Origin of the sequence: Adlercreutzia muris, from assembly GCF_008831045.1 — a bacterium.
GTDB classification, from domain to species: Bacteria; Actinomycetota; Coriobacteriia; order Coriobacteriales; family Eggerthellaceae; genus Adlercreutzia; species Adlercreutzia muris.
This window is the reverse complement of the sequence record NZ_WAJS01000013.1, coordinates 22,196-43,811: the sequence shown is the minus strand read 5'-3', so window position 1 is coordinate 43,811 and position 21,616 is coordinate 22,196. Positions and strand designations below refer to the sequence as shown.

Sequence of the window (21,616 nt, the reverse complement as noted above, 5' to 3'; positions counted from 1 at the left end):
CCGCCCTTGGAAACCATGATTTCGTCGCGAGAACTACAAGTGCGCCACCACCAAGTCGCCCATGCGCTCGGTGCCGACCACGTGGTCGACGGGCGTCTCGGCGTCCTTGATGTCGCCGGTGCGCCAGCCCTCGTCGAGCACCTCAGTCACGGCGCGGCGGATGTCGTCGGCCGCATCAGCCATGTCGAAGCTGTAGCGCAGCATCATCTCCACCGACAGGATCTGCGCGAGCGGGTTGGCGATGCCGCGGCCGGCGATGTCGGGGGCGCTGCCGTGGCTCGGCTCGTAGAGCGCCACGCCATCGCCCAGACTCGCGCTGGCCAGCATGCCGAGCGAGCCCGTGATCTGGGCCGCCTCGTCGGAGAGGATGTCGCCGAACATATTCTCGGTCACCACCACATCGAAGTCAGCCGGGCGGTTGATAAGCTGCATGGCGGTGTTGTCCACCAGCAGATCTTCCAACTCAACGTCGGCGTAGGCTTCATCGTGCACGCGATGCACGATCTCGCGCCACAGACGGCTCGTCTCCAGCACGTTGGCCTTATCGACGCTGGTCACCTTACCCCGACGCTTGCGGGCGATCTCGAAGGCCTGGCGGGCGATGCGCTCGATCTCGTACTCGGAGTACTCCAGGGTGTCGTAGGCCCGCTGACCCGGGGCACCGTCCACTCCGGCGGCCGGTTCGTCATAGAAGCGCTCGCGACGGCCGAAGTACAGACCACCCGTCAGCTCGCGCACGATCATCATGTCCACGCCGTCCACGATTTCAGGGCGCAGGGTGGACGCATCGGCCAGGGCGTTGAAGATCTGCACCGGGCGCAGGTTCGTGTACAGCCCCAGCTCCTTGCGGATGCCGAGCAGGCCCTGCTCCGGGCGCGGGGCATTCGGGTCGGTAGTGTCCCACTTAGGTCCCCCCACCGCCGCCAGCAGCACCGCACCCGATGCGCGGGCGGCATCCAGCGTGGCCGCCGGCAGAGGCTCGCCGGTCTCGTCGATAGCCGCACCGCCGATGAGCGCGTCGGCGTACTCGAAGGCCGTATCGTACTCCGCGCCCACGGCGTTCAGCACCTTCACGCCCTCGGCGATAATCTCCGGCCCGATACCGTCACCGGGCAGCAGGCAGATCTTATAGGTAGTCGTCATAGCTTCCCTCTTCCTCTCGCGCCTTAGTTCCCGAGCTTCTTCTGCCAGCGCGGCACCAGACCGCCGGCGTTGATGATCTCCATGAGGAACGGCGGGAAGGGCTGGGCCGTGAAGGTCGCGCCCGTGGTCTCGTCGATGATGACGCCGGCATCGGCATCCACGCTCACCACGTCGCCGTTGCGGATGGCGTCCACCGCCTCGGGGCATTCCATGATGGCCAGCCCCGTGTTGATGGCGTTGCGGTAGAAGATGCGGGCGAAGCTCTTGGCGATGACCACGTCCACCCCGGCCGCCTTGATGGCGATAGGCGCGTGCTCCCGCGAGCTTCCGCAGCCGAAGTTCTCGTCGGCCACGATGATGTCGCCCGGTTGCACGTTGTTCACGAATTCCGTGTCCAAATCCTCCAGGCAGTGCTTGGCCAACTCCGCCGGGTCGGAGGTGTTCAGGTAGCGGGCCGGGATGATGACGTCGGTGTCGATATCGCGCCCGTAGCGGTGCACGGTTCCCTTGAATTGCATGAGGCTCCCCTTCCCTATTCGGCCGCGCAGGCGGCCGGCTCCAAGTCTTCCGGAAGGCCGATGTGGCCGAGCACGGCGCTGGCGGCGGCCACGGCCGGCGAGGAGAGGTACACCTCGCTCGTGGGGTCGCCCATGCGGCCGACGAAGTTGCGGTTCGTCGTGGCAATGGCGCGCTCGCCGGCGGCCAGAATGCCCATGTAACCGCCCAGGCACGGCCCGCAGGTGGGGGTGGACACCGCACAGTGGGCATTGATGAAGATGTCCATGAGCCCCTCGGCGATGCACTGCTGGTACACCTGCTGGGTGGCCGGGATCACGATGCAGCGCACATCCGGGTGCACCGTGCGGCCGGCAAGCACCGCGGCGGCCTGGCGCATGTCGTCCAGACGGCCGTTGGTGCAGCTGCCGATGACGGCCTGATCGATGCGCACGTTGCGCGCCTCGGCCACCGGGCGCGTGTTGCTCGGCAGGTGCGGGAAAGCCACCGTCGGCACGATGTCGGCAGCGTTAATCTCGATGACCTGGGCGAATTCTGCGTCGTCATCGGAGTAGTAGGCAGTGTAGGGACGCTCGGTGCGGCCGTTCATATAGGCGCGGGTCACCTCGTCTACGGGAATGAGGCCCGCCTTGCCGCCGGCCTCGATAGCCATGTTGGAAATGGACAGGCGCTCGTCCATGGGCATGGTGGCAATGGCGCTGCCGGTGAACTCCATGGCCTTGTACAGGGCACCGTCCACGCCGATCATGCCGATGATGTGCAGGATGACGTCCTTGCCGGTAACCCCCGGCGCCAGCTCGCCGTTAATGACGAACTTAATGGTCTCGGGCACCTTGAACCAGGCCTTGCCGCAGGCCATGCCCACGCCGGCATCGGTGGAGCCCACGCCCGTGGAGAACGCGCCGAGCGCGCCGTAGGTGCAGGTGTGGCTGTCGGCGCCGATGATGAGGTCGCCCGCGCCCACAACGCCCTGCTCGGGCAGAAGCGCGTGCTCCACGCCCATGCAGCCCACCTCGTAGTAGTGGGAGATGCCCTGCTCGCGCACGAAGTCGCGCACGATCTTGGCCTGCTCGGCGCTCTTGATGTCCTTATTGGGCACGTAGTGGTCGGGCACGAGGATCACACGATCGGCGTCGAAGACGCGATCAGTGATCTCGCGCACGGTCTTGATGGCGATGGGGGCCGTGACGTCGTTGGCGAGCACCAGGTCGAGATCGCATTCGATCAACTGCCCGGGCACCACCTCGTCGAGCCCCGCATGGGCGGCGAGAATCTTCTCCGCCATGGTCATGGGACGAGTCAAAGGAAGCTCCTTTACGCAACGCAAACCTTACTGAAAACCGCATAATTGTAGCACCGCGCGACTGCATGCAGTTTTTTCTCCCTCGAAGTGGCGCGAAACGTCGGAATTGGTGCACATTCTCCCGGCTCGGGGAGCACGATCTGGCGTTTACGGCATAAAAGGCCCGAGAATGGGGGGCGAACGAGGATGATGGGCTCCTCTCTCAGCCCGATCGCGCACCGAAACCGGAGTTTTGCGCCATATCTCCTCTACCGCAGCTGCAGGGTGCAGAACGGCCATTTTCGGGACAGCCCAGCGTCCAAAACGGACAATCGAACGTGTCTCTACCCCTGCAGCGCCGAGCAGAGGGCGTCCAGCAGGGTGATGGCGTAGTGCTGGGCAGAGCGCTCGGGACCCGCTTCCAGCCACACCTTTCCCGGCAGCAGCACCGAGACGCGGGGCCACGGGGCATCGCGAGCCACATCAGCGGCTGAAGTCAGACGCAGCGCCAGGCTATCCTCGTCCTCGTAGGACACGAGCGGCACGCCCGCCTCCGCATCATCAGCCGAGAGCAGCACGTGCACGAGCATCATGGAGGCATCGGGGGGCACCGACAGGCTGTCGGCGCTGATGATCTTCGAAGCGGGGTTCGTGGCCACGGCCAGATTCGACATGCGCGAAGCCACCGACCGCGAGAAATCGTCGGTGCCGAACAAACACACGGCGTTGCGCTCCAGCACGTCGGCCGCCCGAGCAAAGCCAAGGTGGCGCGCCGGGCTGTGGGTGGCCTCCTTCCCCACCCACGAGTGGGCGAGGTTGCGCAGGGCCCCGTAGGTGTAGGCCCCGGCGATGCCGTCGGAGGGCAGCCCCATGTTCAGCTGGAAGCGACGCAGGGCATCCTCGGTATGGGCGCCGAAGATGGCGTCGTCGGCCCCGTAGAAGAACCCGAGCGCCCCCAGGGCATGCTGCAACTCGTAGACATCATGGCCGTGGAAGTAGGGCATGCGCAAGTACAGCGTGCGGTCGCCCAGGTTGAACGAGGCGTCCACCAAAGCCGACCACACCTTCTCCGTCACCTCCTCGGCAATGGGAAGGGCCGCAGCGGCGCAGAAGTCGGCCAGGGCAGCGGCCGTGGCGTCGTCGAAAGTGCCCGTGACGGCATCCTCGGGCAGGTGCCCTATGCGGGCGAGGCGCTGCTGCACGTCCTCGACGGCGGCGCCCATATCATTGCGCTTAATAGGCTCCATGTTACTTCAACCTGTTCACGAACCAGTCAGCCATGGATACGAGCAGGTCGCGGCAGGGCGACGGCTCGATGGCCGCCACCAGCCGTGCCTTCGCATTCTGGCTGAGATTTTCGGCATAGGCTCGGGCGTAGTCGACGGATCCCGCCTCCTCCATGATGGCCACGGCCTCGGCCAGCACCTCGGGATCGCGCTCCTTCGCGGAGAGGATCTCGATCAGACGCTCGCGGGCCGCAGGCGCGGCGTTCTGCAGGGCGTGCACCACCACGAGCGTGCGCTTGCCCTCGGTGATGTCGCTGCGGAAGTCCTTCTTCTTGGCCTCGTCGGTGCCCACCAGGTTCAGAAGGTCGTCCTGAATCTGGAAGGCGAGGCCGGTATCGAGCCCGTAGCTGCGCAGGGCCTCCACCTGATCCTCGGTGGCACCGCCCACGATAGCGCCCACGGCGAGCGGAACAGCGCCGGAGTAGTGGGCCGTCTTGTGGACGGCCATGGTGAGGTAGTCCTCGGGCGTGATGTCGTAGCGGCCATCGCGGGCCCAACCCAAATCGAGGGCTTGGCCTTCCACGGTACGGCAGGTCATGGCGATGAGCTCGCTGATGACGCGCACCTTGGTGGCATCGTCGAGCAGCGGATCGTTCACCACCGGCCCGTTCACCATGGAAAGCGCCAAGTCGCCCATGTTGATGGCAAGCCCCAGCCCCTCGGTGAGGTGCAGGCAGGGCTCGCCGCGGCGCAGCTCGGCCTCATCGGCGATGTCGTCGTGGATGAGGGCCGCGGAATGGAAGTGCTCGATGGCCGCCGCCGATGTGGTGGCGCAATCCGGATTGCCGCCCACGGCCAGGCAAGCCGCATAGCAGATAAGCGGACGATGGCGCTTGCCGGCATTCTCGCTGTAGCGGTACAGGGGCCCGTACAAGTAGCGATCCATGTCGCCGTGGCCGCCGTGGGGAATATAGCTATTGATGAGCTCCCCGACCGGATCGGCATAGCTCTTCAGATAGGATTCGAACGTGGTGGGCGTCTCTTCGACGCCGGCGAGAATTTCGGTGATGTTCTTCATAGCGCTTTCTTGCCGTCGGTCGGTCGTTTCAGCATCGAATCATAATACCACGGCCAACCCACCGCCGCCGCGCCGATCAGCCCATCGACAAGATTGTAAGATTTGGCGGCGTTAAGCAGCACAATCCTTAGTTTCTAGCTCTGAAATAGCAGGGTCGGAAGAGACGCTTACCGACACACCCGCGGCAGAGCGCCGGTCGAGGAGCGCGCGACGAACGCGCAGCACGGCGTAGGCGCCGAATACCACCGAGTACACCGCCACGCTTGCCACCGCGGCCTCGCCGCCGCCGCTCGCCGCCGGCGCGAGCATCAGCATCAGGTGCACGTACACCAGCCCGAAGAACACGTAGGCCCATCGTTGCAGACGCTTCCAGCTTTCCGTGCGCATGTGCTTCTTCACGAAACCGAAGGACGTCGCGCCCAGCACCAGCAGAAGAGCGAGCAGCCCCAGAGCCACGGCTAGAGCGCCCAGAACGTTTGCGCTCAGCGCTCCCCCGAACCGCGGAACGTAGGAGGCCAGGTACACCGCCATATGCCCGCAAGCCAGAATGCACGCGGCAATGGAAAGCTCGCTGCGCACCGGCTTCAGCCACTGGTGAGCACGCGAGCCTTTCGCAAACACGCCAACATACATGACCACCACAAACAGCGCCAACGACAGCACGCACTTGCCCATAAGCAGCGTGAGCGGCCCCATCACGGCACGGGGAAGCAGTCCCTCGATGCCGACGATGTAGGCGACATCGGCTACCACGGCCAACCCGTAGAACGCCACCGGCCAGCGCTTAATCGGACCTCGCAAAATTACCGTTGCCACTGCCGAAGCGACAAGAATGGTAAGAAACGCCATGGCCACTCTCCCTTTCTTCGAGACTTACGCAGCCCGCTCCGTTAGGACCGTTAGTAGAAAACGCCCGTAGGCCGCAAGCGCCCCATAAAAACGCTCAGCCGTCCGATCGACTCCGCCAGCCGCAGCGAGGCGGGAGAGCTCCTCTTCGGTGCGCGCAAGAAAGTCCGGCAGCCACTGCCCCGCGTGCTCGCGCGTAAAACTCGCGGCACGATCACGCCAGAGCGCTGCGCTTTCCCCATCGCCCGCCATGAGGGCCGCCGCTTCATTGCCCAGCAGGCGCGCCAAGAAAGACCATTCGTTCCACGCGCTATCGCAGGGCTCGGTCCCGGCATCTACGGGAAGGGCATGCGCTTCGCGCATGGCTCGTTCGACGCGGAGCGTCAGCGCTGTGCGGAAAAGCGCCGGTGCGCCATGGGCCCCCATGCGCACATGGATAAACGCACTCTCGTAGGGGAAAATTGCCACACCGCTTCCCTGCCGTGCGTAAAGAAGCGACCAGGCTCGCCGCAACGAATCGCACACTGCCACCTCGTCGTCCTCGCTCACGCCAAAGCCCTCGCAAGCCGCCTGCATACCTTCCCACTGCTCACCACTGGACGCCGTCATATCCGCCGCACAGCCCATAGCGTCGCCATGCACCGAGCCATCCACCACACCCCGAGCCAGCCCCGCATCGGGAAAGCGCGTTAGAGCACCCATCAACTCGCACCCATCGGCCAAACCGACAACGGCTTTCACATCCCCTGCCTCCATAAAAGCCTCCTTGAAAAGAGGTGGGCGCCCGTCCGACGCCCACCCTATCTTCTGATTCGTTGAATCTACTTCAAGTAGTAAACGCTGGGGCTCGTACCGGCCGCCTCCAGGATAAGGTGGCAGTCGCGACCCTCGATGGCCTTCGACACCTCAGATGCCGGGTCGTCCAAATCGCCCCAATAGCGGGCGCGTCCAGGGCACAGCTGCATGCAGGCGGGCACATCTCCTCGATCGATGAGGTTCTTGCAGAAGGTGCACTTCTCGACGGTTCCAGCCGTATGGGGCGGTGCGTCGAATTCGCCGACCTCCACTTCCAGATAGTATTCCGGATTGTCGCTGATGAGGCTGCGCACACCCTCGTAGGGACAGGCCTTCGCGCAGGACTCGCAACCGATGCACAGCTCGGAGTCAACGAACACGATACCGTCCTCGCGCTTCTGCGTAGCACCCGTGGGGCATACCTCCAGACAAGCCGGTTCCGCGCAATGCTGGCACTGCATAGGAAGGAAGTTCATCGTGCAATTAGGGAACGTGCCGCCGGCGTTGTCGTTGGCCAGCGCGCCCCGCGCCACAGCAGTGCCGAGCGTATCCCAATCGTCGTCGCTCTTGGTGTACACGACGTTGTACTTCAGCTCCTTAGGCAGGTTGTTCGCCACCTTGCACGCCGCAGCGCAGGCCTGGCAACCGATGCAACGGCGAAGGTCAATGGCCATTCCGTATCGAGTCATCTATCTCAGCCTCCCTAGAGCTTCTCGATGGCCACAGCACAGTCGAAGTAGGACTGGTTTCTGCAGGCCTGGTTGTAGTCGTTGAAGGTCGTACGGGCAAGGTCGCCGTCAATGTGCTCGCGCGTGAGGAAGCTGCGCGGGCAGTGCACCGCCTTGCGCTGCTGACCGGGATTGATGGTGGCCAGCATGGTGACCGAACCGCGGTCGTTGTACAGGCGGATGGTATCCCCCTCGGCGATACCGAGCTCGGCAGCGTCCTCCGGATTGATACGGCAAACTGGCTGAGCCTCGAACTCCTTCAAGTACCCCACGTCGTACCACTGCGTATGGGCACGGGTGCGCATATGCTCGCAGCAAATGGTGAACGGGAACTTCTCGCGAAGAGGGTTCGCCAAATCAGCTTCGCGCGCCGGCTCCCAGAACACGGCCAGCTTCTCCTTCTCAAGATCCATCTCCTGGCCCATGTTGTAGTCGGGCATGGGTGCCTCGCGGTAGAACATGGCACGACCAGTGGCCGTGCCGAAGATCCCGCCCTCGAAGGCGATGGTGGGATCGTTGGCGCAGCGCAGGTAGTTCTTTTCGCGTATCTTATCGATGGTGATCCCGTTTTCCTTGCCATAGGGCGTGGAAAGCACAACGTTGAGATACTCATCATCGGTGAACTGGAAGAAATCGCCGTACCCCATGGCCTCGGCAATCATCCGATAGATCTCGGCATCGGGCTTGCTCTCGTACAAAGGCTCGACAGCCTTCTCGTTCCACAGCAGATAGGGGTTCGTGTAGTAGCGTACACGCAGGTCGGCCGTCTCGAACCAATGGCAGGCCGGAAGCAGGATGTCAGCGTACAGAGCAGTGTCATTCATGGTCATATCTTGGATGACAATGAATTCGATCTGGTTCATGAGGGCCAGTGTCTTGTTCTGATCGGTCTGGTTCGAAACGACGTTAGTGCACGAAGCGTAGAACGACTTAATGGGGAAGTCTTCACCAAGCTTCTTACCCGTCGGTACGATGTTGTTGCAGAAGTCAGTCCAGTTGAGGATGGCACCGACCCCTTGGGGCACCTCGCCCGAAGCGCTCGGCATGGTGATGCAGGCCTGCACGTTGCCCTCGCCGAAGTTCGGCTCGCCCGTAAACAGACCCGAGCCCGAACGGCCCATCTGGCCAGATACCAGCAGCAACGAGTTGACGCACTTCGAACTATACATACCGTTGTTGTAGTGGTTCAGACCGAACTTCATGTCCGTCTGGACATCGCCCTCCTGGGTGTACAAATGGGCGAGATGCTTGATGTCCTCCGCGCTTACGCCGGTCACCTCGCTAGTACGCTCAAGCGTCCACGGCTCAACGGCCTCGCGAATCAGTTCCATCTCGGTACGCACGGCAATACCCTCGATAGCGGGCACGCCCCCGAGAGCGGGCTTCTTGGCCTGGGCCAGAGGTACGGCGCTGGACGTCTCCTCATCCCACACCACGTAGGGATCGACGGGAACTTCCTTGCCCTGGGCGTTGGTCGTGGTCTCGGTCGGCTCCACGCCCAAGTCGCTCATGCGCAAGAAGGCGCCGTCCTCCTTAATCAACAGGGACGCCTCGGTGTGATCGCGCAGGAAATCAGTCGCCTCCCAGCCCTGCTCGAAAATCTCGTGGATCGCGCCGAGGGCCAAAGCGCCGTCGGTAGCGGGATGCACGGGAATGAACCAGTCCGCCTTCGAAGCCATGGTGCGGTAGGCAATGTCGATAACGACCAGTTCGGCCCCGGCATCGCGTGCCTCTAGGAAGAAATGCGCGCGCTGCTTATCCGATACGGCAATATCGCCGCCCCAGATAACATGGTGCTTGGCGTTGATGGAATCTGAGCAGCGATTCGCGTAGGGACCAGCACCGAACATGTAAGCCCAGGCCATGGGCGTGGCGATGTCGCGGTCCGGCAGCACGCGACTGGCTCCCATGACGTTCAGCAGACGTGCCATAAGAGAGCCCTCCGGGGCACCGCCGCCAAGCGTGGCGGTATTGCCGCTGCCCAGGAAGAAGGCGATGGAGGTGGGGCCGAACTCGGCAGTGTAGCCCTTCCACTTCTCAGCGATCTCAGCGATGGCCTCATCCCAGGTGATGCGCTCAAACTCGCCCTTGCCGCGCTCGCCCACACGACGCATGGGATATTGCAGGCGCTCGGCGCTGTACACGCGTGCCGGCTGCGACAAGCCCTTGGGGCAGATGCGGTCGAATTCGGAGCCGTCGTCGAAATGGCCCGCCGTGGTACGCACAACGCGCCCATCGCGCACGTGCACGTTCAGGTAGCAGCCCTGACCGCACTGAGCGCGGCAGGCACCTGCGAAGATCTTGGTTTCCGGAACCTCCACCGGAGCCTCTCCGGTTTCCGCCAAGGTCTCGGCGGCGGGACTGCAGCCAGCCAACGCGCCAGTTGCGGTCAGCGCCGCAGCTCCCTTGATGAAACTTCTGCGCGAGAACTTCGGCTCCGTCTTCGCTTGGGTCATGGATTTCTCCTCTCTCTCCCTCACGGACTTGGCGGGCGCGCTGCCAGGGAGGGGTTGGCAGCCGCGCCGGAGCCAAGTGCGAAAAGCCTCTCCTCTTCGGACTTTTCGATAATCCCATTCTGAGGAAATCGCCCGTTAATAGCGATACGCTGCGGATAAGCTTTGAGTTAATTCGATATTAACGGGATGTTAAGATCGAAAAGGACGATTGAAACTTTGGTCTTGACCAGGGACGTTTTCGGATTTGGCGCGATTTCATTTTCGGGTTTGGCGATAGCTCATTGCGGGAGTTGAACAACGGCAGGCCGAAGGATTGAGAACCGAGGAATTCTACGTGCACCCGCGCATTTGCCAGTCTTTACGCTTCCCCAGCCATTGGTCGGCCTGATTGCGAGACACCCCTATGGTCGAATGCATCCCAACGGCACAACATAGACGCCGTCTTCGCGGCGGTAGGCATAGGGAGTCGCCGTTACGATCATAATACCGTCTATTTGGACGAATTAATATCGGTTATTTGGCAAAAATATGAGTACATATGTATGGGATATTAAGTGTCCAACCCGTCGGCCATCTTGTAGCCGACGCGCTGGACGGTGAGCAGGTACTTGGGCTCGCTCGGGTTCTTCTCTATCTTCTCGCGGATCTTGCGCACGAACACGGTGATGGAGTTGCTGCGCACATCGGCCTCGCCCTCGCCCCAGATGTACTCCTGAATCTGGCCGCGGGTGAACACCTTGCCGGGGTGGGTGGCCAGAAACGCCACGATCTCGAACTCCTTGGTGGTCAGGTTCGCGGGCTTGCCCTTCACGAGCACCTGGTACTCGTCGAAGCGCACTTCCAAATCCCCAATGGTCACCGAGCCGTCGCGGTTGGTGCACCGCGCGAACTCCATGGTGTCGTGGTGTCGGCGAATATGGGCCTCGATGCGCAGCAGCAGCTCGGTGGCATCGAAGGGCTTGGTCACGTAGTCGTCCCCGCCGGCGCGAAAGCCGATGGACTTGTCCACGATATCGGTCTTCGCCGACAGGAAGATAATGGGAATGCGGCGCCCCTCGCCGCGGATGCGCGCGCAGAGGTCGAAGCCGTTCATGCCCGGCAGCATCACATCGAGCAGCACCAGATCGGGCCGCTCGGCCACGAGCATCTCCATGCCGCTTTCGGCATCGCGCGCGCCGCAGTACTCGTAGCCCGCGTGCGTCAGCAGCTTCTCGATAGATACATGCAGGCTCTCCTCGTCGTCGATGAGCATCACCTTGTACATGCCGCCTCCTCGTCCTCGCCTTGTCCTCGCCTTGCCCTCGTATCGCCGCCCCCGTCGGCGCCGCTGCGCCGGCCGAGCCTCCGGACGCCGGGGCTCCGGCGCCCCCGCTACTCCTCGTCCCCCAGCTCCACCGCCTCGCTGGCCGGAATGCGCACGGTGAACGCGCTTCCGCGCCCCAGCTCGCTTTCCACCGACACCGCATAGCCCTGGGCCACCGCGTACTCCCGCACCAGGGCAAGCCCCAGTCCGCTGCCGTTGTAGACGCGCGTTGCAGAGCTGTCCACCTGGAAAAAGCGGTCGAAGATGCGCTCCCGGTCCTCCTCGGCGATGCCGATGCCGTCGTCGAGCACGCGCACTAGCACGTCTCCGCTTGCGGCCTCGCGCGTCACCTCGATGGAAACCGTGCCGCCCGGCGAGGTGAACTTCACGGCGTTGGTGCCCAAGTTCTCCAGGATGCGCAGCATCTTCTCGTAATCGCCGTTCACGAGCGGCACGTCGGGGGCCACCGCCGTCTTCAGGCCCACGCGCGCGCCGACCGCCAAAGGCCCGATAGTCCCCTGGGCCGACGCCACGATGTCGCCCAAATCCATGAGCTCCCTGCTCACCGCCATCGCTCCGGCATCGGACCGCGCGATGTCGAGCATGTTGTTGATCATGCCGAGCAGCACCGAGCTGGATTTGCGCACCTCCTCCCAGCTGCTCCGCTCCTCCACGTCGCCCCCGTTCGATTCCAGGGCGATCTGCGATAGCGTGATGATAGACGTGAGCGGGGTGCGCAGCTCGTGATTCACCATGGAGAGCAAGTCGCTTTTGACCTGCGACTCCTTCGCCAGCTTCTCGCTGAGGGCCTCCAGGCTGTCGCGCTGCGCCGCGAGCTCCTCGTTGGCGCGCCGCAGATCGCGCGTGCGCTCCGCAACCTGGTCCTCCAGGCCCGCGTACGTCACGCGCAGCTCCTTGGCCATGGCGTTGAAGCGCTCGATGAGGCTCGCGATCTCGCGGGCGGTGCCCGCATCGTCCATGGAGTGCTCCAGCCGGCCTTCTCCCACGGCGCCGAAAGCCCTCTTCATGGCCTCGAGGGGGCGCAGCACGAACGCGGTCATGAGCCCGAAAACCACGATGCCGATGAACGTGGCCAAAAGCAGGAAGAACGCCACGTCACGTATCACATTGTCGCGCAGGGCCTGGTACTGCTGCTCGAGCGGGATGACCACGCTGATGGCGCCGCCGACGGAGTCGAGCGTCCAGCCCTCCTTGGGAAAGCCCGTGATGTCGATCTCGCCGGCCGGCTCCCCGTGGCATTCCAGGCAGCTCTCGTTCACGCGCAGAGCCTGCACGTAGCGGAACTGGGCAGCCCCGCTGTCGGCGGAGGTCTGGGCGCGGTCGGCGTCGTCATCGTCCTCGACGATGCGGTAGTGCTCGATAGCAGAGCCCTCGCCGAACAATGTGAGGGCCTCGGCCTCGAAGGAGTCAGGCTTGTCCTGGGCGCGACGCGGCTCGAAGTTCGTGTACCTGATGGAGTAGTCGTTGCCCGCCGAGAAGATGGCCCCCACGCTCTTCCCCACGATGGCGCAGTGCAGGCCCTTGAACTCGAATACGCCGTCGCTGGTGTTGTTGATGGTGTACTGGGAATTGTCCATGAACTGCCAGACGGCATCCATCTCGCGGGCGAAGGTGCGGGCCTCCTCGGCCAGCGAGTCTTCCATGTGCTCCGTCTGGGTGCGGATGTCGAAGAAGGTGAAGGCCGCCGTTGCCGCAACGAACACCGCCGTCAGCACCAGCACACATATCACGCGTAAGCTGACGTTTCGCGCCTTCACATCCGCCTCCCCTCGACGCACCGCTGCGGGCATCGCCCCTGCATGCCCCATAGTAACCCCCTTCAGACGCGATGGGCGCTAATTTTTGCCTAAGCTTTCGATTAACCGGAGATTAATTCGCCGGGTCGCATCCGAGTCCCGCTCGCGTCTCGCCGCTCTTCCGGCAGCGTCCCGGGCGGGTCGTGGTATCATGGGCGGACACCGAGAGTCGTGCCGTGGGGGCGTGGCGGAATTGGCATACGCAGCGGACTTAAAATCCGCCTCTTCGGATTGTGGGTTCGAGTCCCACCGCCCCTACCATATACCGCGCCACCTCCCGGGCGAACTGGCGCAGCGGAGGCCCGCCTCGGGTTTTGGCCCGCAGGCGCCCTATTCTTCGCGCGCCGCCTCCAGAATCATCCCGTGCAGGATATCCGACTCGCTGGCCGTGTAGGCCTCGGCCCCGGCAAGGGCGAGCACTTCCTCCAGAATGACGAGCCCCGCCACGATGACGCCAGCGCGCTTGGGGTCGAGCCCCACGGTGCGCTCGCGCTCCGCCAGCGTCTCGGCGGCCAGGCGTCGCTCGATGGCCTGAAGCTCGGCCGCCGTCACCCGCGCCCGGTGCACTCGGGACGAGTCGTAGACCTCCATAGCCTCGCGGATGGCCACCACGCTCGTGGCGGTTCCGGCCACGGCCACCACGCGATCGACGGCAAAGCCCCGATCGGCCAGATCGGCGAAGTACGACGCCATGGCCTCCCGCATCCAGGACCGCGCCTGCCCGATTTGCGCGGCCGTCGGCGGATCGTCGCGGAAGAAGCGCTCCGTCACGCGGCGGCAGCCGATATCGAAGGAGCGCACCGCCACGGGCCCCTCTCCGAAACGGCCGGCCACGATCTCCGTGGAGCCGCCGCCGATGTCCACCACGAGCAGGTTCTCACCGGGAAAATCGCTCGATGCGCCGACGAAGGTGAGCTGTGCCTCGCGCTCGCCGGGAATAACGGCCAGCGACACGCCGTGCTCGGCGAGCTGGCGCACGAAATCGGCGCCGTTCTCAGCATCGCGCGATGCTGAGGTGGCCATAGCGATGAGCCTCTCTACGGGATGCGCGGGCCCGTCGTTGCGCGCGAGCACCTCCCGATAGCGGTCAACCGTTGAGAGCACGCGCTCGATGGCCTCCTGCGACAGACGTCCCGTCGCATCCACTCCCACGCCCAAATCGGTGATGGCGTACTCCTTGGCCACCTCGCGAATGCGGCCCGCATCCACGTCGGCCACGAGCAGACGGCAGGTCACCGTGCCAATGTCCAAGGCGGCGAACCGCCCGTTGCGATAGGCCATGCTAGCTTCCTTTCAAGAGATCGCCAAAACCGCCGACAGAGCGCAACCGCTCCCGCCGCACGAAAGCCTCAGGACACCCCGAACAGCGGGTCGAGCACTCCCGAGTACCAGGTATCCGGCAGCTCGATGTCCTCGGAGAGGATGTTGCCGCGGAATTCCGGCTTCTCGCGCTCGGCGAGCCCGGCCACCGACACCGCGTGCTCGCCCTCCCGCACCCAGCCGAGCTGCGTGCGGGCGGCATCCTCGATGCCCGCATCGGTCTGGAGGGCGTCCACCTGGGCACCGAGGGCCTCGTTGCGCTCCACCACGGCCTCGTACTCGGCTGCCAGGCGATCCCTCTCGCGCATGTCCACGTAAAGCTGCTGGGCCGGACCGTAGAGAAAGGCCGCCGCGAAGGCGATGCAGAGGACCGTGGCCGCCAACCCCATGAGGGGCGGCCGCGCGAACAGCGACGGCTTCTCGGCCGCGGCCATGGCAGCGCGGCCGCGCCGAGCCGAGCCCGAGGTCGCCTGCTGCTGCATGCGGGAAGAACGCTTGTGGGACGAGCCCATCTCCCCCTTGTACACCGCTGCACGGGGACCGCCCTGGGCGGCATCGGAGGCCTTCCCGGCCTCGTACTGGCGGAAGTACGCCTTGCCGGCCCGCTCCTTGGCACGCTCCCGGCGCTTGGCGGCCAAACGACCCAAGGGGCCGCGCTCGCGCTCCTCGAGGGCGGCCAGCAGCCGTGCCTCGTATTCCTCGCCGGCCTCGTTCTCGGCCCGGCCAGCGGCCCCGGAAAGAAAGCCGTCATCGGGACGGGGGCGCGCCGAGGCGCCGTCGTCGTACCAGCTCGGTGTGGGGTTGTGGGGCCTGCCGGCCCCAGCGGTGCGCGGCGGGGCTGCGGAAGACGTCGCGCGGGCGCCCGGGAAGGCCGTGGCCGTGTCGGCGGCGCGGCCGACGGGGCGCTCTGCCCCTGCCGGCGAGCCCGCGGGGCGGCGGCCAGCCGAGCGCACGCGCACTTCCCCGGCCCCGTCGAGCACGGCTGCCGCCGTGCGGCCGGCAGGACGCGCGGACGCACGCCCGGGCACGCAGGTGCCCGCGGCGCGACGCGCTGCGTCGAAGGAGACGATGTTGGCCTGGCGTGGCACAGGGATGGAACTTCCTTTCGCTGCCGGGGTTCGTTTCTGGGGCGGGTAGTCAGTCGAAAGCGGGTGGGCCGGTCGGGCGATGGGGCCCGTCTACAAATCGAGGCCTTTGACGAAGGCCTCCCATTTCTTGAAGGACTCGTCGCTGATGGCATGCTCCATCTGACAGGCCTCGTCCTCGGCCACATCCGGCGGAATGCCCACGGCCTGGGTGAGGAAGTCGAAGAGCATGCGGTGGCGGCCGAGGACCGAGCTGCCGTAGGCGTAGCCCTCCTCGGTCAGGGTGATATCGCCGTAGTGGGGCTGGATGACGAGCTGCTGCTCCTTCAGGGCGGAGATGGCCTTGTTCACCGAGGCTTTGGATACACCCAGCTTGTTGGCCACGTCCACCGAGCGCACGGGGACATCCGTCGTGCCTCCCAGCATGACGATGGCCTCGAGGTAGTCCTCGTGGGACATGGATGTCTTTACCACAGCGCTCTCCTTATCAGATACGTCATGCCATGGTATCACGGCCCCGGCAAAAAAACGAGGCTCGGACACAGAGTTCCGAGCCTCGTTCACATTGTTTTCGCCAACGGTTTGCCAGCGGTTGCTTGACCTGCAAGACAAGCCGTGCTTCTGCACCTGCGCGCCATGCAGCGGCCGTGACGCCGACCGCGACCCCGGGCCGCGCGACCCCGCAGCGCCTACTCTTTCCGCGCCGCCTCCTCCATCGCGGCTGTCATCGATTCCGCCGCCGCGCACCCGGAGCAGCCGTGGCAGCCCCCCTCGCACCGGTCGCCGCAATCGCACAGGCCGCGACGGGTCATACGGCGGACAGAGAGCACCGCAAGAGCCGCGATGGCAATCAGGATGACGATGGTGGGTCCATTGAGAATGAGTTCCTGCATGGCGAATCCTTTGCGATCATGCCGTTCCGACAGGCGCCGCGCCGACTTCCGCGGCACAAAGCGGCGCGAGGTGCATGGCGGGAAACGAACGTTTAGGCGTTGTCGGCCACTGTCTTCAGCGTGGCCGCGCCCGGCTTGGCAGCCGGGCGCAGCAGCAGGAAGAGCATGCCGGCGGCCACCACGACGGCCAAAGCCGTGAAGGGGTTGAAGGCGACTTCGCCGGTGGCCAAGCCGACAAACTGATAGAGCATAAGTCCCACGCACCAGGCGAAGACGGTCATGTAGCCGATGGCGGCCCAGGTCCACTTCGCGGACATCATCTGGCGACGGATAGTGCCGATGGCGGCGAAGCAGGGGGCGCACAACAGGTTGAAGGCGCAGAAGGCCATGATGGCGGCGCTGCCGCCGCCGAGCATGGCGGCAAACGACGCCCACAGGGACGGGTCGGTCTCGCCGGCCTCGCCGAGGCTCGTGATGACGCCCACCGTGGCCACGACGTTCTCCTTGGCCACCAGCCCCGTGATGGAGGTGACGGCAGACTCCCAGTTGCCGAAGCCGAGCGGAACGAAGACCCAGGCGAGCAAGTTGCCGAGGCCGGCCATGAGGCTGTACTGGATATAGCCGTCCATCTCGGAGTCGAGCAGGCCGAAGGAGCCCTCGTAGAAGCCGAAGTTCAGCAGGAACCAGATGACCATAGAGGACAGGAAGATGATGGTACCGGCCTTCACCACGTAGCTGCGCACGCGCTCCCACATGGACAGAAGCACGTTCTTCACCGTGGGCAGATGGTACTGGGGCAGCTCCATGATGAAGGGGGCCACCTCGCCGGTAAAGGCGCGGAACTTCTTCAAGATGATGCAGGACAGGATGATGGCGGCCAGGCCCAGGAAGTAGAACACCGGGGCGACCCACCAGGTGGCCTCGTAGTCGCCGCCGGCGAGCGCGCCGAACACGAGCGCAATGATGGGCAGCTTCGCGCCGCAGGGGATCATGGTGGTGGTCATGATGGTCATGCGGCGGTCCTTCTCGTTCTCGATGGTCTTGGTGGCCATGACCGCGGGCACGCCGCAGCCCGAGGCGATGAGCATGGGAATGAAGGACTTGCCGGACAGACCAAAACGACGGAAGATGCGGTCCATGATGAAGGCGACACGGGCCATATACCCGCAGCCCTCCAGGAAGCCGAGCAGGATGAACAGCACGATCAGCTGCGGAACGAAGCCAATGACGGCACCAACGCCGGCAATGATGCCGTCGAGCACGAGCGATTGCACCCACGGTGCAGCGCCGACCGCCTCGAGCCAGCCGCCCACCACTACGGGCACGCCCACGTGGTAGAGGCCGTAGTCGGCCGGGTCGGGCTCTTCCAGCTCGCCGGCCTCGAAGGCGGCGGCACCCTCGGCAGTTTCCAGGACGCCCTCGAACTCTTCGACGGCGGCATCGTAGGCCTCGGTGTTGGTGTAGAGCCAGCCGTCGCCGAACAGGCCGTCGTTGGCCCAATCGGTCACGAGCGTGCCCACGGTGGACACGGAGATGTAGTACACGAGGAACATGATGACGACGAAGATCGGAATGCCGAGAATGCGATTGGTGACTACGCGGTCGATCTTCTGAGTGGTGGTCATGGTCTTCGGCGACTTCTTCACGCAGGCGTCGCAGACGGCGGTGATGCCGTCGTAGCGCTCGTTGGTGATGATGGACTCGGCGTCGTCGTCCTCGGCATCTTCCACCGCGTCGCGGATGGCGGCGATCTGGGCGAGCTCGGCGGCCGGCAAGCTCAGCTTGTCCACGGTGAGTTGCTCGCCCTCGAAGAGCTTGATGGCGTACCAGCGGCCGTGGCGGCCGGCGATGCGGTCCCCGGCGACGGCGGCGATGTGCGCCAGGCCCTCCTCCACGTCGGCGGAAAAGCGCAGGGTGGTCGCAGGGGCGGTGCCGGCAGAGGCGGCCGCGCGGGCGGCCTCGATGACCTCGGCGGTGCCGCGACCCTTGAGGGCAGACGTCTCCACGACGGGACAGCCCAGGCGCGCAGAGAGGCCGGCCACATCGATGACATCGCCGTTCTTTTCCACGAGATCCATCATGTTCAGAGCGATGACCACCGGAATGCCCAGGTCGATGATTTGAGTGGTGAGGTAGAGATTGCGCTCGAGGTTGGTGGCGTCCACCAGGTTCACCACCACATCGGGCTTGCCGCTCATGAGGTAGTCGCGGGTGACGATTTCCTCGGGGGTGTAGGGCGAGAGCGAGTACACGCCCGGCAGATCGGTAATGGTCACCGACTTGTCATGTCGCCAGGGGCCCTCCTTCTTCTCAACAGTCACACCGGGCCAGTTTCCCACATACTGGTTCGCGCCGGTCAGATCGTTGAACATGGTCGTCTTGCCGCAGTTGGGGTTCCCGGCAAGGGCGATGTTGATTGCCATGATCAGCCTTTCCTTCTCCTAATGACGTCGTCCCGCGTCCTTTCCGCGGCGCTCTCCCGGGCACCCGCGGGACAATAAAGTTAGTTCTAGTTAACTACTGGGGAGAAAAAATGCGCCCGAGGCGCGAGAGGGAGGGGTGCGATCTCCCTTAGGCGACGAGCACGTTTTCCGCCTCGTCTTTGCGCAGCGACAGCTCGAAGCCGCGCACGGTCACCTCGATGGGATCGCCCAAGGGAGCCACCTTGCGCACAAACACCTCGGTGCCCTTTGTGATGCCCATGTCCATGATGCGGCGCTTCACGGCGCCTTCGCCCACCAGGCGACGCACGGTGGCCGACTGGCCCACGGCTACATCGCGCAGGGTCTTATGCTCTGCCATAGTCCTTCCTTTCTGTGTTCCTCTGAAACGGGCGCGACAGGAGATGCGGCAGCCAAGGGCCGGGGCAGGTCTCGACCGCAAGCGCCTCGCCAGCCATGCTGCCTCAAGCGACGATGATCTTCGATGCCACGCTGCGATCGAGGGCGACGCTTGCCCCCTTGATCTGCACGATAAAGTTCCCCGCCTGCTCGGAAACGACGGATACGGCCGCACCCTCGACGAACCCCAGGTTCTCGAGATGGTGATGCACCTCGCCCTTTCCGCGCACGCGGACGACGTTCGCCATATCGCCGCTGCGCAAAAAGGCGAGCGGCATCGGCTGGCACGCTGCTCCGGTGCTCCCGGTCTTGCAGCAAGCGCTTTCCGAGACCATTGCTTGGCTCATAGCGTCTCCCATCAATGTTAGTTGCATGCAGCAACGTATTGTAATCTAAAGTTAACTTTCGTAAACCCTATAAAGTTAACTTTTTCATACTTTTTCGCGAACGGTCGCGCGAACACCCCTCGCGCGCCGCCGACCCGAGCTGTCGACGGGGGGGCAGCAAGGAAGCCTGGGCGGAGAACCCCCGACAGCGCGCACCGACCAGTGGGACAGACGCCCCGGGAGTAAAGCCGCGACAAACCGCACTGCCGCCGAGAGCCATATCCACTTTCCTCTCTATTTGCCCATCGTTCACCTCACGGCTGTCCAATCGCGGTCCGCCCCATGGTATTCTTGACCCCATTAACGTCTTTCAGAGAAGGATGAGTCATGGCGCAATGCATCGACCGGGCCGCCTCGTTCGGCCAGAACCTGTACGTGGACACGCGGGGAGCGGCCGGGGGGCCGGTTCCCTTCACCGAGGCCGTGGTGAACGGCCTGGCGGCTGGCGGCGGCCTGTACGTGCCCCAGGAGCTGCCCTCGCTATCGGTGGCCGAAATCGCGGCCCTGGCCGAGCTGCCCTACGCCGAGCGGGCGGCAGCCATATACAAGGCCTTCAACATCGATCTGCCCGATGAGACCATCGATGAGCTGATGGGTCGCGCCTATGGCGAGAACTTCGACGATGCGGCCATCTGCCCCATCACCTCCCTGGACGACAACACGCACATTCTGGAGCTGTGGCACGGCCCCACGAGCGCCTTCAAGGACATGGCGCTGCAGTGCCTACCGCACTTCTTCTCGGCCAGCGCGAGCGCCCTGCGCGAGGCGGGCAAGCTCGACCACGACTTCATGATCCTCGTGGCCACCTCCGGCGACACGGGCAAGGCGGCCCTCGAGGGCTTCAAGGGCGTCGACGGCACCACTATCGGCGTGCTGTTCCCCGATGGCGGCGTGAGCGACATCCAGCGCAAGCAGATGGTCACCACTACTGGCGACAATGTGCGCGTATGGGCCGTGCGCGGCAATTTCGACGACTGCCAGACCGGCGTGAAGCGCACCTTCTCCGACGATGCCTTCGCCAAACAACTGCTCACCGAAGACGCCGTCGCCCTATCCAGCGCCAACTCCATCAACTGGGGGCGCCTGTTGCCCCAGGTGGTGTACTACATCTCCAGCTACGCCGAGCTCGTGGCCTCCGGCAAGATCGAGGCCGGCGACGAGATCGACGTCTGCGTGCCCACGGGCAACTTCGGCAATATCCTCGCGGCATGGTACGCCAAGCAGATCGGCACGCCCATCGGCATGCTGCTCTGCGCGAGCAACGACAACCGTGTGCTGACCGACTTCATCAACACGGGCACCTACGATATCTCCGACCGCGCGTTCATCCTCACTGCCTCCCCTTCCATGGACATCCTCGTGTCCTCTAACCTCGAGCGGCAGCTGTTCGAGCTCACGGGCCGCGATGGAGAGGCCATCGGCCGGTGGATGGCCGACTTGAACGAGAAGCACTGCTTCCGCGTGGACAGCGACACCTTTGCCCGCGTCCGCGAGAACTTCAGCGCCGACTCCATCGACAACGCCCACTGCCTCGCCACTATCAAGGAAGTGCTCGACGAGCACGGCTACCTGCTGGATCCCCATACGGCCGTGGCCTATGCCGCCGCCCAGAACTTGCGCGGCGAGAACCCCGTGCTCATCGCCTCGACCGCCCATTGGGCGAAGTTCGGCGACAACGTGTACCGGGCCCTCCATGCCATGGCTCCGGGCGAGGCGCTGCCCGCCGAGGTGGCGTCGCTGACGGGCTGCCAGCTCAACGAGCGCATCGCCGAGGAAACGGGCCGGTGCGATATCCCGGCGGGGCTTGCCAACCTTGATACCATGGAGGTACGATTTACCGACGTGATCGACAACGACGTGGAAGCTATCGAGGCCGCGGCCGAGGCTTTCTGCCGGCGATAG

19 protein-coding genes and 1 tRNA gene are annotated in these 21,616 nt (G+C 64.4%); 2 read left to right on the top strand and 18 right to left on the bottom strand.

Annotated elements, in window-relative coordinates; translation table 11 throughout:
• Positions 1 to 33: 33 nt before the first annotated feature.
• The 11 genes from leuB to F8D48_RS05255 all read right to left on the bottom strand — a co-directional run bounded on the left by leuB (position 34) and on the right by F8D48_RS05255 (position 13,202).
• Positions 34 to 1,143, bottom strand: a complete 1,110-nt coding sequence (gene leuB / locus F8D48_RS05305) for a 3-isopropylmalate dehydrogenase (RefSeq protein ID WP_151430272.1) — start codon at positions 1,141 to 1,143, stop codon at positions 34 to 36.
• A gap of 23 nt (positions 1,144 to 1,166) precedes the next feature.
• Positions 1,167 to 1,661, bottom strand: a complete 495-nt coding sequence (locus F8D48_RS05300; protein WP_151430270.1) for a 3-isopropylmalate dehydratase small subunit — start codon at positions 1,659 to 1,661, stop codon at positions 1,167 to 1,169.
• Positions 1,662 to 1,675: 14 nt separating this feature from the next.
• On the bottom strand, positions 1,676 to 2,962 hold the full coding sequence (gene leuC / locus F8D48_RS05295; protein WP_151430268.1) for a 3-isopropylmalate dehydratase large subunit: 1,287 nt from the start codon (positions 2,960 to 2,962) through the stop codon (positions 1,676 to 1,678).
• 323 nt (positions 2,963 to 3,285) lie between these two features.
• Positions 3,286 to 4,188: a peptidoglycan-binding domain-containing protein gene (locus tag F8D48_RS05290; RefSeq protein ID WP_151430266.1), complete on the bottom strand. Its 903-nt coding sequence runs from the start codon at positions 4,186 to 4,188 to the stop codon at positions 3,286 to 3,288.
• A 1-nt stretch (position 4,189) separates the two neighbouring features.
• Positions 4,190 to 5,245, bottom strand: a complete 1,056-nt coding sequence (locus tag F8D48_RS05285; RefSeq protein ID WP_151430264.1) for a polyprenyl synthetase family protein — start codon at positions 5,243 to 5,245, stop codon at positions 4,190 to 4,192.
• Positions 5,246 to 5,356: 111 nt separating this feature from the next.
• Positions 5,357 to 6,094 (bottom strand): ferric reductase-like transmembrane domain-containing protein, encoded by a 738-nt coding sequence (locus F8D48_RS05280; protein WP_151430262.1) that lies wholly within the window; start codon positions 6,092 to 6,094, stop codon positions 5,357 to 5,359.
• Between the two features lie 24 nt (positions 6,095 to 6,118).
• Positions 6,119 to 6,847: a molecular chaperone TorD family protein gene (locus tag F8D48_RS05275; RefSeq protein ID WP_151430260.1), complete on the bottom strand. Its 729-nt coding sequence runs from the start codon at positions 6,845 to 6,847 to the stop codon at positions 6,119 to 6,121.
• Between the two features lie 65 nt (positions 6,848 to 6,912).
• Positions 6,913 to 7,575, bottom strand: a complete 663-nt coding sequence (locus F8D48_RS05270) for a 4Fe-4S dicluster domain-containing protein (RefSeq protein ID WP_151430258.1) — start codon at positions 7,573 to 7,575, stop codon at positions 6,913 to 6,915.
• Between the two features lie 14 nt (positions 7,576 to 7,589).
• A complete protein-coding gene (locus F8D48_RS05265; protein ID WP_151430256.1) occupies positions 7,590 to 10,070 on the bottom strand; it encodes a molybdopterin-containing oxidoreductase family protein in 2,481 nt (826 codons plus the stop codon).
• A gap of 550 nt (positions 10,071 to 10,620) precedes the next feature.
• The gene (locus tag F8D48_RS05260; RefSeq protein WP_151430255.1) at positions 10,621 to 11,334 is read right to left on the bottom strand and encodes a response regulator transcription factor; all 714 of its coding nucleotides are present in this window, start codon (positions 11,332 to 11,334) and stop codon (positions 10,621 to 10,623) included.
• Between the two features lie 107 nt (positions 11,335 to 11,441).
• Entirely contained in the window at positions 11,442 to 13,202 is a 1,761-nt protein-coding gene (locus tag F8D48_RS05255; RefSeq protein ID WP_240806242.1) for an ATP-binding protein, read from the bottom strand.
• Positions 13,203 to 13,368: 166 nt separating this feature from the next.
• Between F8D48_RS05255 and F8D48_RS05250 the strand changes: the two genes are divergently transcribed.
• A tRNA-Leu gene (locus F8D48_RS05250) sits at positions 13,369 to 13,451 on the top strand.
• A 69-nt stretch (positions 13,452 to 13,520) separates the two neighbouring features.
• Here F8D48_RS05250 and F8D48_RS05245 read toward each other — a convergent pair.
• From F8D48_RS05245 to F8D48_RS05215, 7 genes are all read right to left on the bottom strand, one after another.
• Positions 13,521 to 14,471 (bottom strand): Ppx/GppA phosphatase family protein, encoded by a 951-nt coding sequence (locus tag F8D48_RS05245; RefSeq protein WP_151430254.1) that lies wholly within the window; start codon positions 14,469 to 14,471, stop codon positions 13,521 to 13,523.
• Positions 14,472 to 14,539: 68 nt separating this feature from the next.
• A complete protein-coding gene (locus F8D48_RS05240) occupies positions 14,540 to 15,598 on the bottom strand; it encodes a septum formation initiator family protein (protein ID WP_151430253.1) in 1,059 nt (352 codons plus the stop codon).
• A gap of 90 nt (positions 15,599 to 15,688) precedes the next feature.
• Positions 15,689 to 16,069 carry a metal-dependent transcriptional regulator gene (locus tag F8D48_RS05235; protein WP_135970334.1) on the bottom strand — a complete coding sequence of 127 codons (381 nt, stop codon included), beginning with the start codon at positions 16,067 to 16,069 and terminating at the stop codon, positions 15,689 to 15,691.
• A 215-nt stretch (positions 16,070 to 16,284) separates the two neighbouring features.
• Positions 16,285 to 16,488, bottom strand: coding sequence for a hypothetical protein (locus tag F8D48_RS05230; protein WP_151430248.1), 204 nt, complete (start codon positions 16,486 to 16,488; stop codon positions 16,285 to 16,287).
• Positions 16,489 to 16,580: 92 nt separating this feature from the next.
• Positions 16,581 to 18,911 (bottom strand): ferrous iron transporter B, encoded by a 2,331-nt coding sequence (gene feoB, locus F8D48_RS05225; RefSeq protein ID WP_151430246.1) that lies wholly within the window; start codon positions 18,909 to 18,911, stop codon positions 16,581 to 16,583.
• 148 nt (positions 18,912 to 19,059) lie between these two features.
• Positions 19,060 to 19,290 (bottom strand): FeoA family protein, encoded by a 231-nt coding sequence (locus tag F8D48_RS05220; RefSeq protein WP_135970331.1) that lies wholly within the window; start codon positions 19,288 to 19,290, stop codon positions 19,060 to 19,062.
• Between the two features lie 103 nt (positions 19,291 to 19,393).
• A complete protein-coding gene (locus tag F8D48_RS05215; RefSeq protein ID WP_240806241.1) occupies positions 19,394 to 19,663 on the bottom strand; it encodes a FeoA family protein in 270 nt (89 codons plus the stop codon).
• Positions 19,664 to 20,041: 378 nt separating this feature from the next.
• Here F8D48_RS05215 and thrC point away from each other — a divergent pair, with 378 nt between their 5' ends.
• Positions 20,042 to 21,616 carry a threonine synthase gene (thrC, locus tag F8D48_RS05210; protein WP_151430244.1) on the top strand — a complete coding sequence of 525 codons (1,575 nt, stop codon included), beginning with the start codon at positions 20,042 to 20,044 and terminating at the stop codon, positions 21,614 to 21,616.

Coding starts and splice junctions, on each gene's coding strand:
- leuB (WP_151430272.1), bottom strand. CDS start 1,143: ATGACGACTACCTATAAGATCTGCCTGCTGCCCGGTGACGGTATCGGG.
- F8D48_RS05300 (WP_151430270.1), bottom strand. CDS start 1,661: ATGCAATTCAAGGGAACCGTGCACCGCTACGGGCGCGATATCGACACC.
- F8D48_RS05290 (WP_151430266.1), bottom strand. CDS start 4,188: ATGGAGCCTATTAAGCGCAATGATATGGGCGCCGCCGTCGAGGACGTG.
- F8D48_RS05285 (WP_151430264.1), bottom strand. CDS start 5,245: ATGAAGAACATCACCGAAATTCTCGCCGGCGTCGAAGAGACGCCCACC.
- F8D48_RS05280 (WP_151430262.1), bottom strand. CDS start 6,094: ATGGCGTTTCTTACCATTCTTGTCGCTTCGGCAGTGGCAACGGTAATT.
- F8D48_RS05275 (WP_151430260.1), bottom strand. CDS start 6,847: ATGGAGGCAGGGGATGTGAAAGCCGTTGTCGGTTTGGCCGATGGGTGC.
- F8D48_RS05270 (WP_151430258.1), bottom strand. CDS start 7,575: ATGACTCGATACGGAATGGCCATTGACCTTCGCCGTTGCATCGGTTGC.
- F8D48_RS05265 (WP_151430256.1), bottom strand. CDS start 10,070: ATGACCCAAGCGAAGACGGAGCCGAAGTTCTCGCGCAGAAGTTTCATC.
- F8D48_RS05260 (WP_151430255.1), bottom strand. CDS start 11,334: ATGTACAAGGTGATGCTCATCGACGACGAGGAGAGCCTGCATGTATCT.
- F8D48_RS05255 (WP_240806242.1), bottom strand. CDS start 13,202: ATGGGGCATGCAGGGGCGATGCCCGCAGCGGTGCGTCGAGGGGAGGCG.
- F8D48_RS05245 (WP_151430254.1), bottom strand. CDS start 14,471: ATGGCCTATCGCAACGGGCGGTTCGCCGCCTTGGACATTGGCACGGTG.
- F8D48_RS05230 (WP_151430248.1), bottom strand. CDS start 16,488: ATGCAGGAACTCATTCTCAATGGACCCACCATCGTCATCCTGATTGCC.
- feoB (WP_151430246.1), bottom strand. CDS start 18,911: ATGGCAATCAACATCGCCCTTGCCGGGAACCCCAACTGCGGCAAGACG.
- F8D48_RS05220 (WP_135970331.1), bottom strand. CDS start 19,290: ATGGCAGAGCATAAGACCCTGCGCGATGTAGCCGTGGGCCAGTCGGCC.
- F8D48_RS05215 (WP_240806241.1), bottom strand. CDS start 19,663: ATGGTCTCGGAAAGCGCTTGCTGCAAGACCGGGAGCACCGGAGCAGCG.
- thrC (WP_151430244.1), top strand. CDS start 20,042: ATGGCGCAATGCATCGACCGGGCCGCCTCGTTCGGCCAGAACCTGTAC.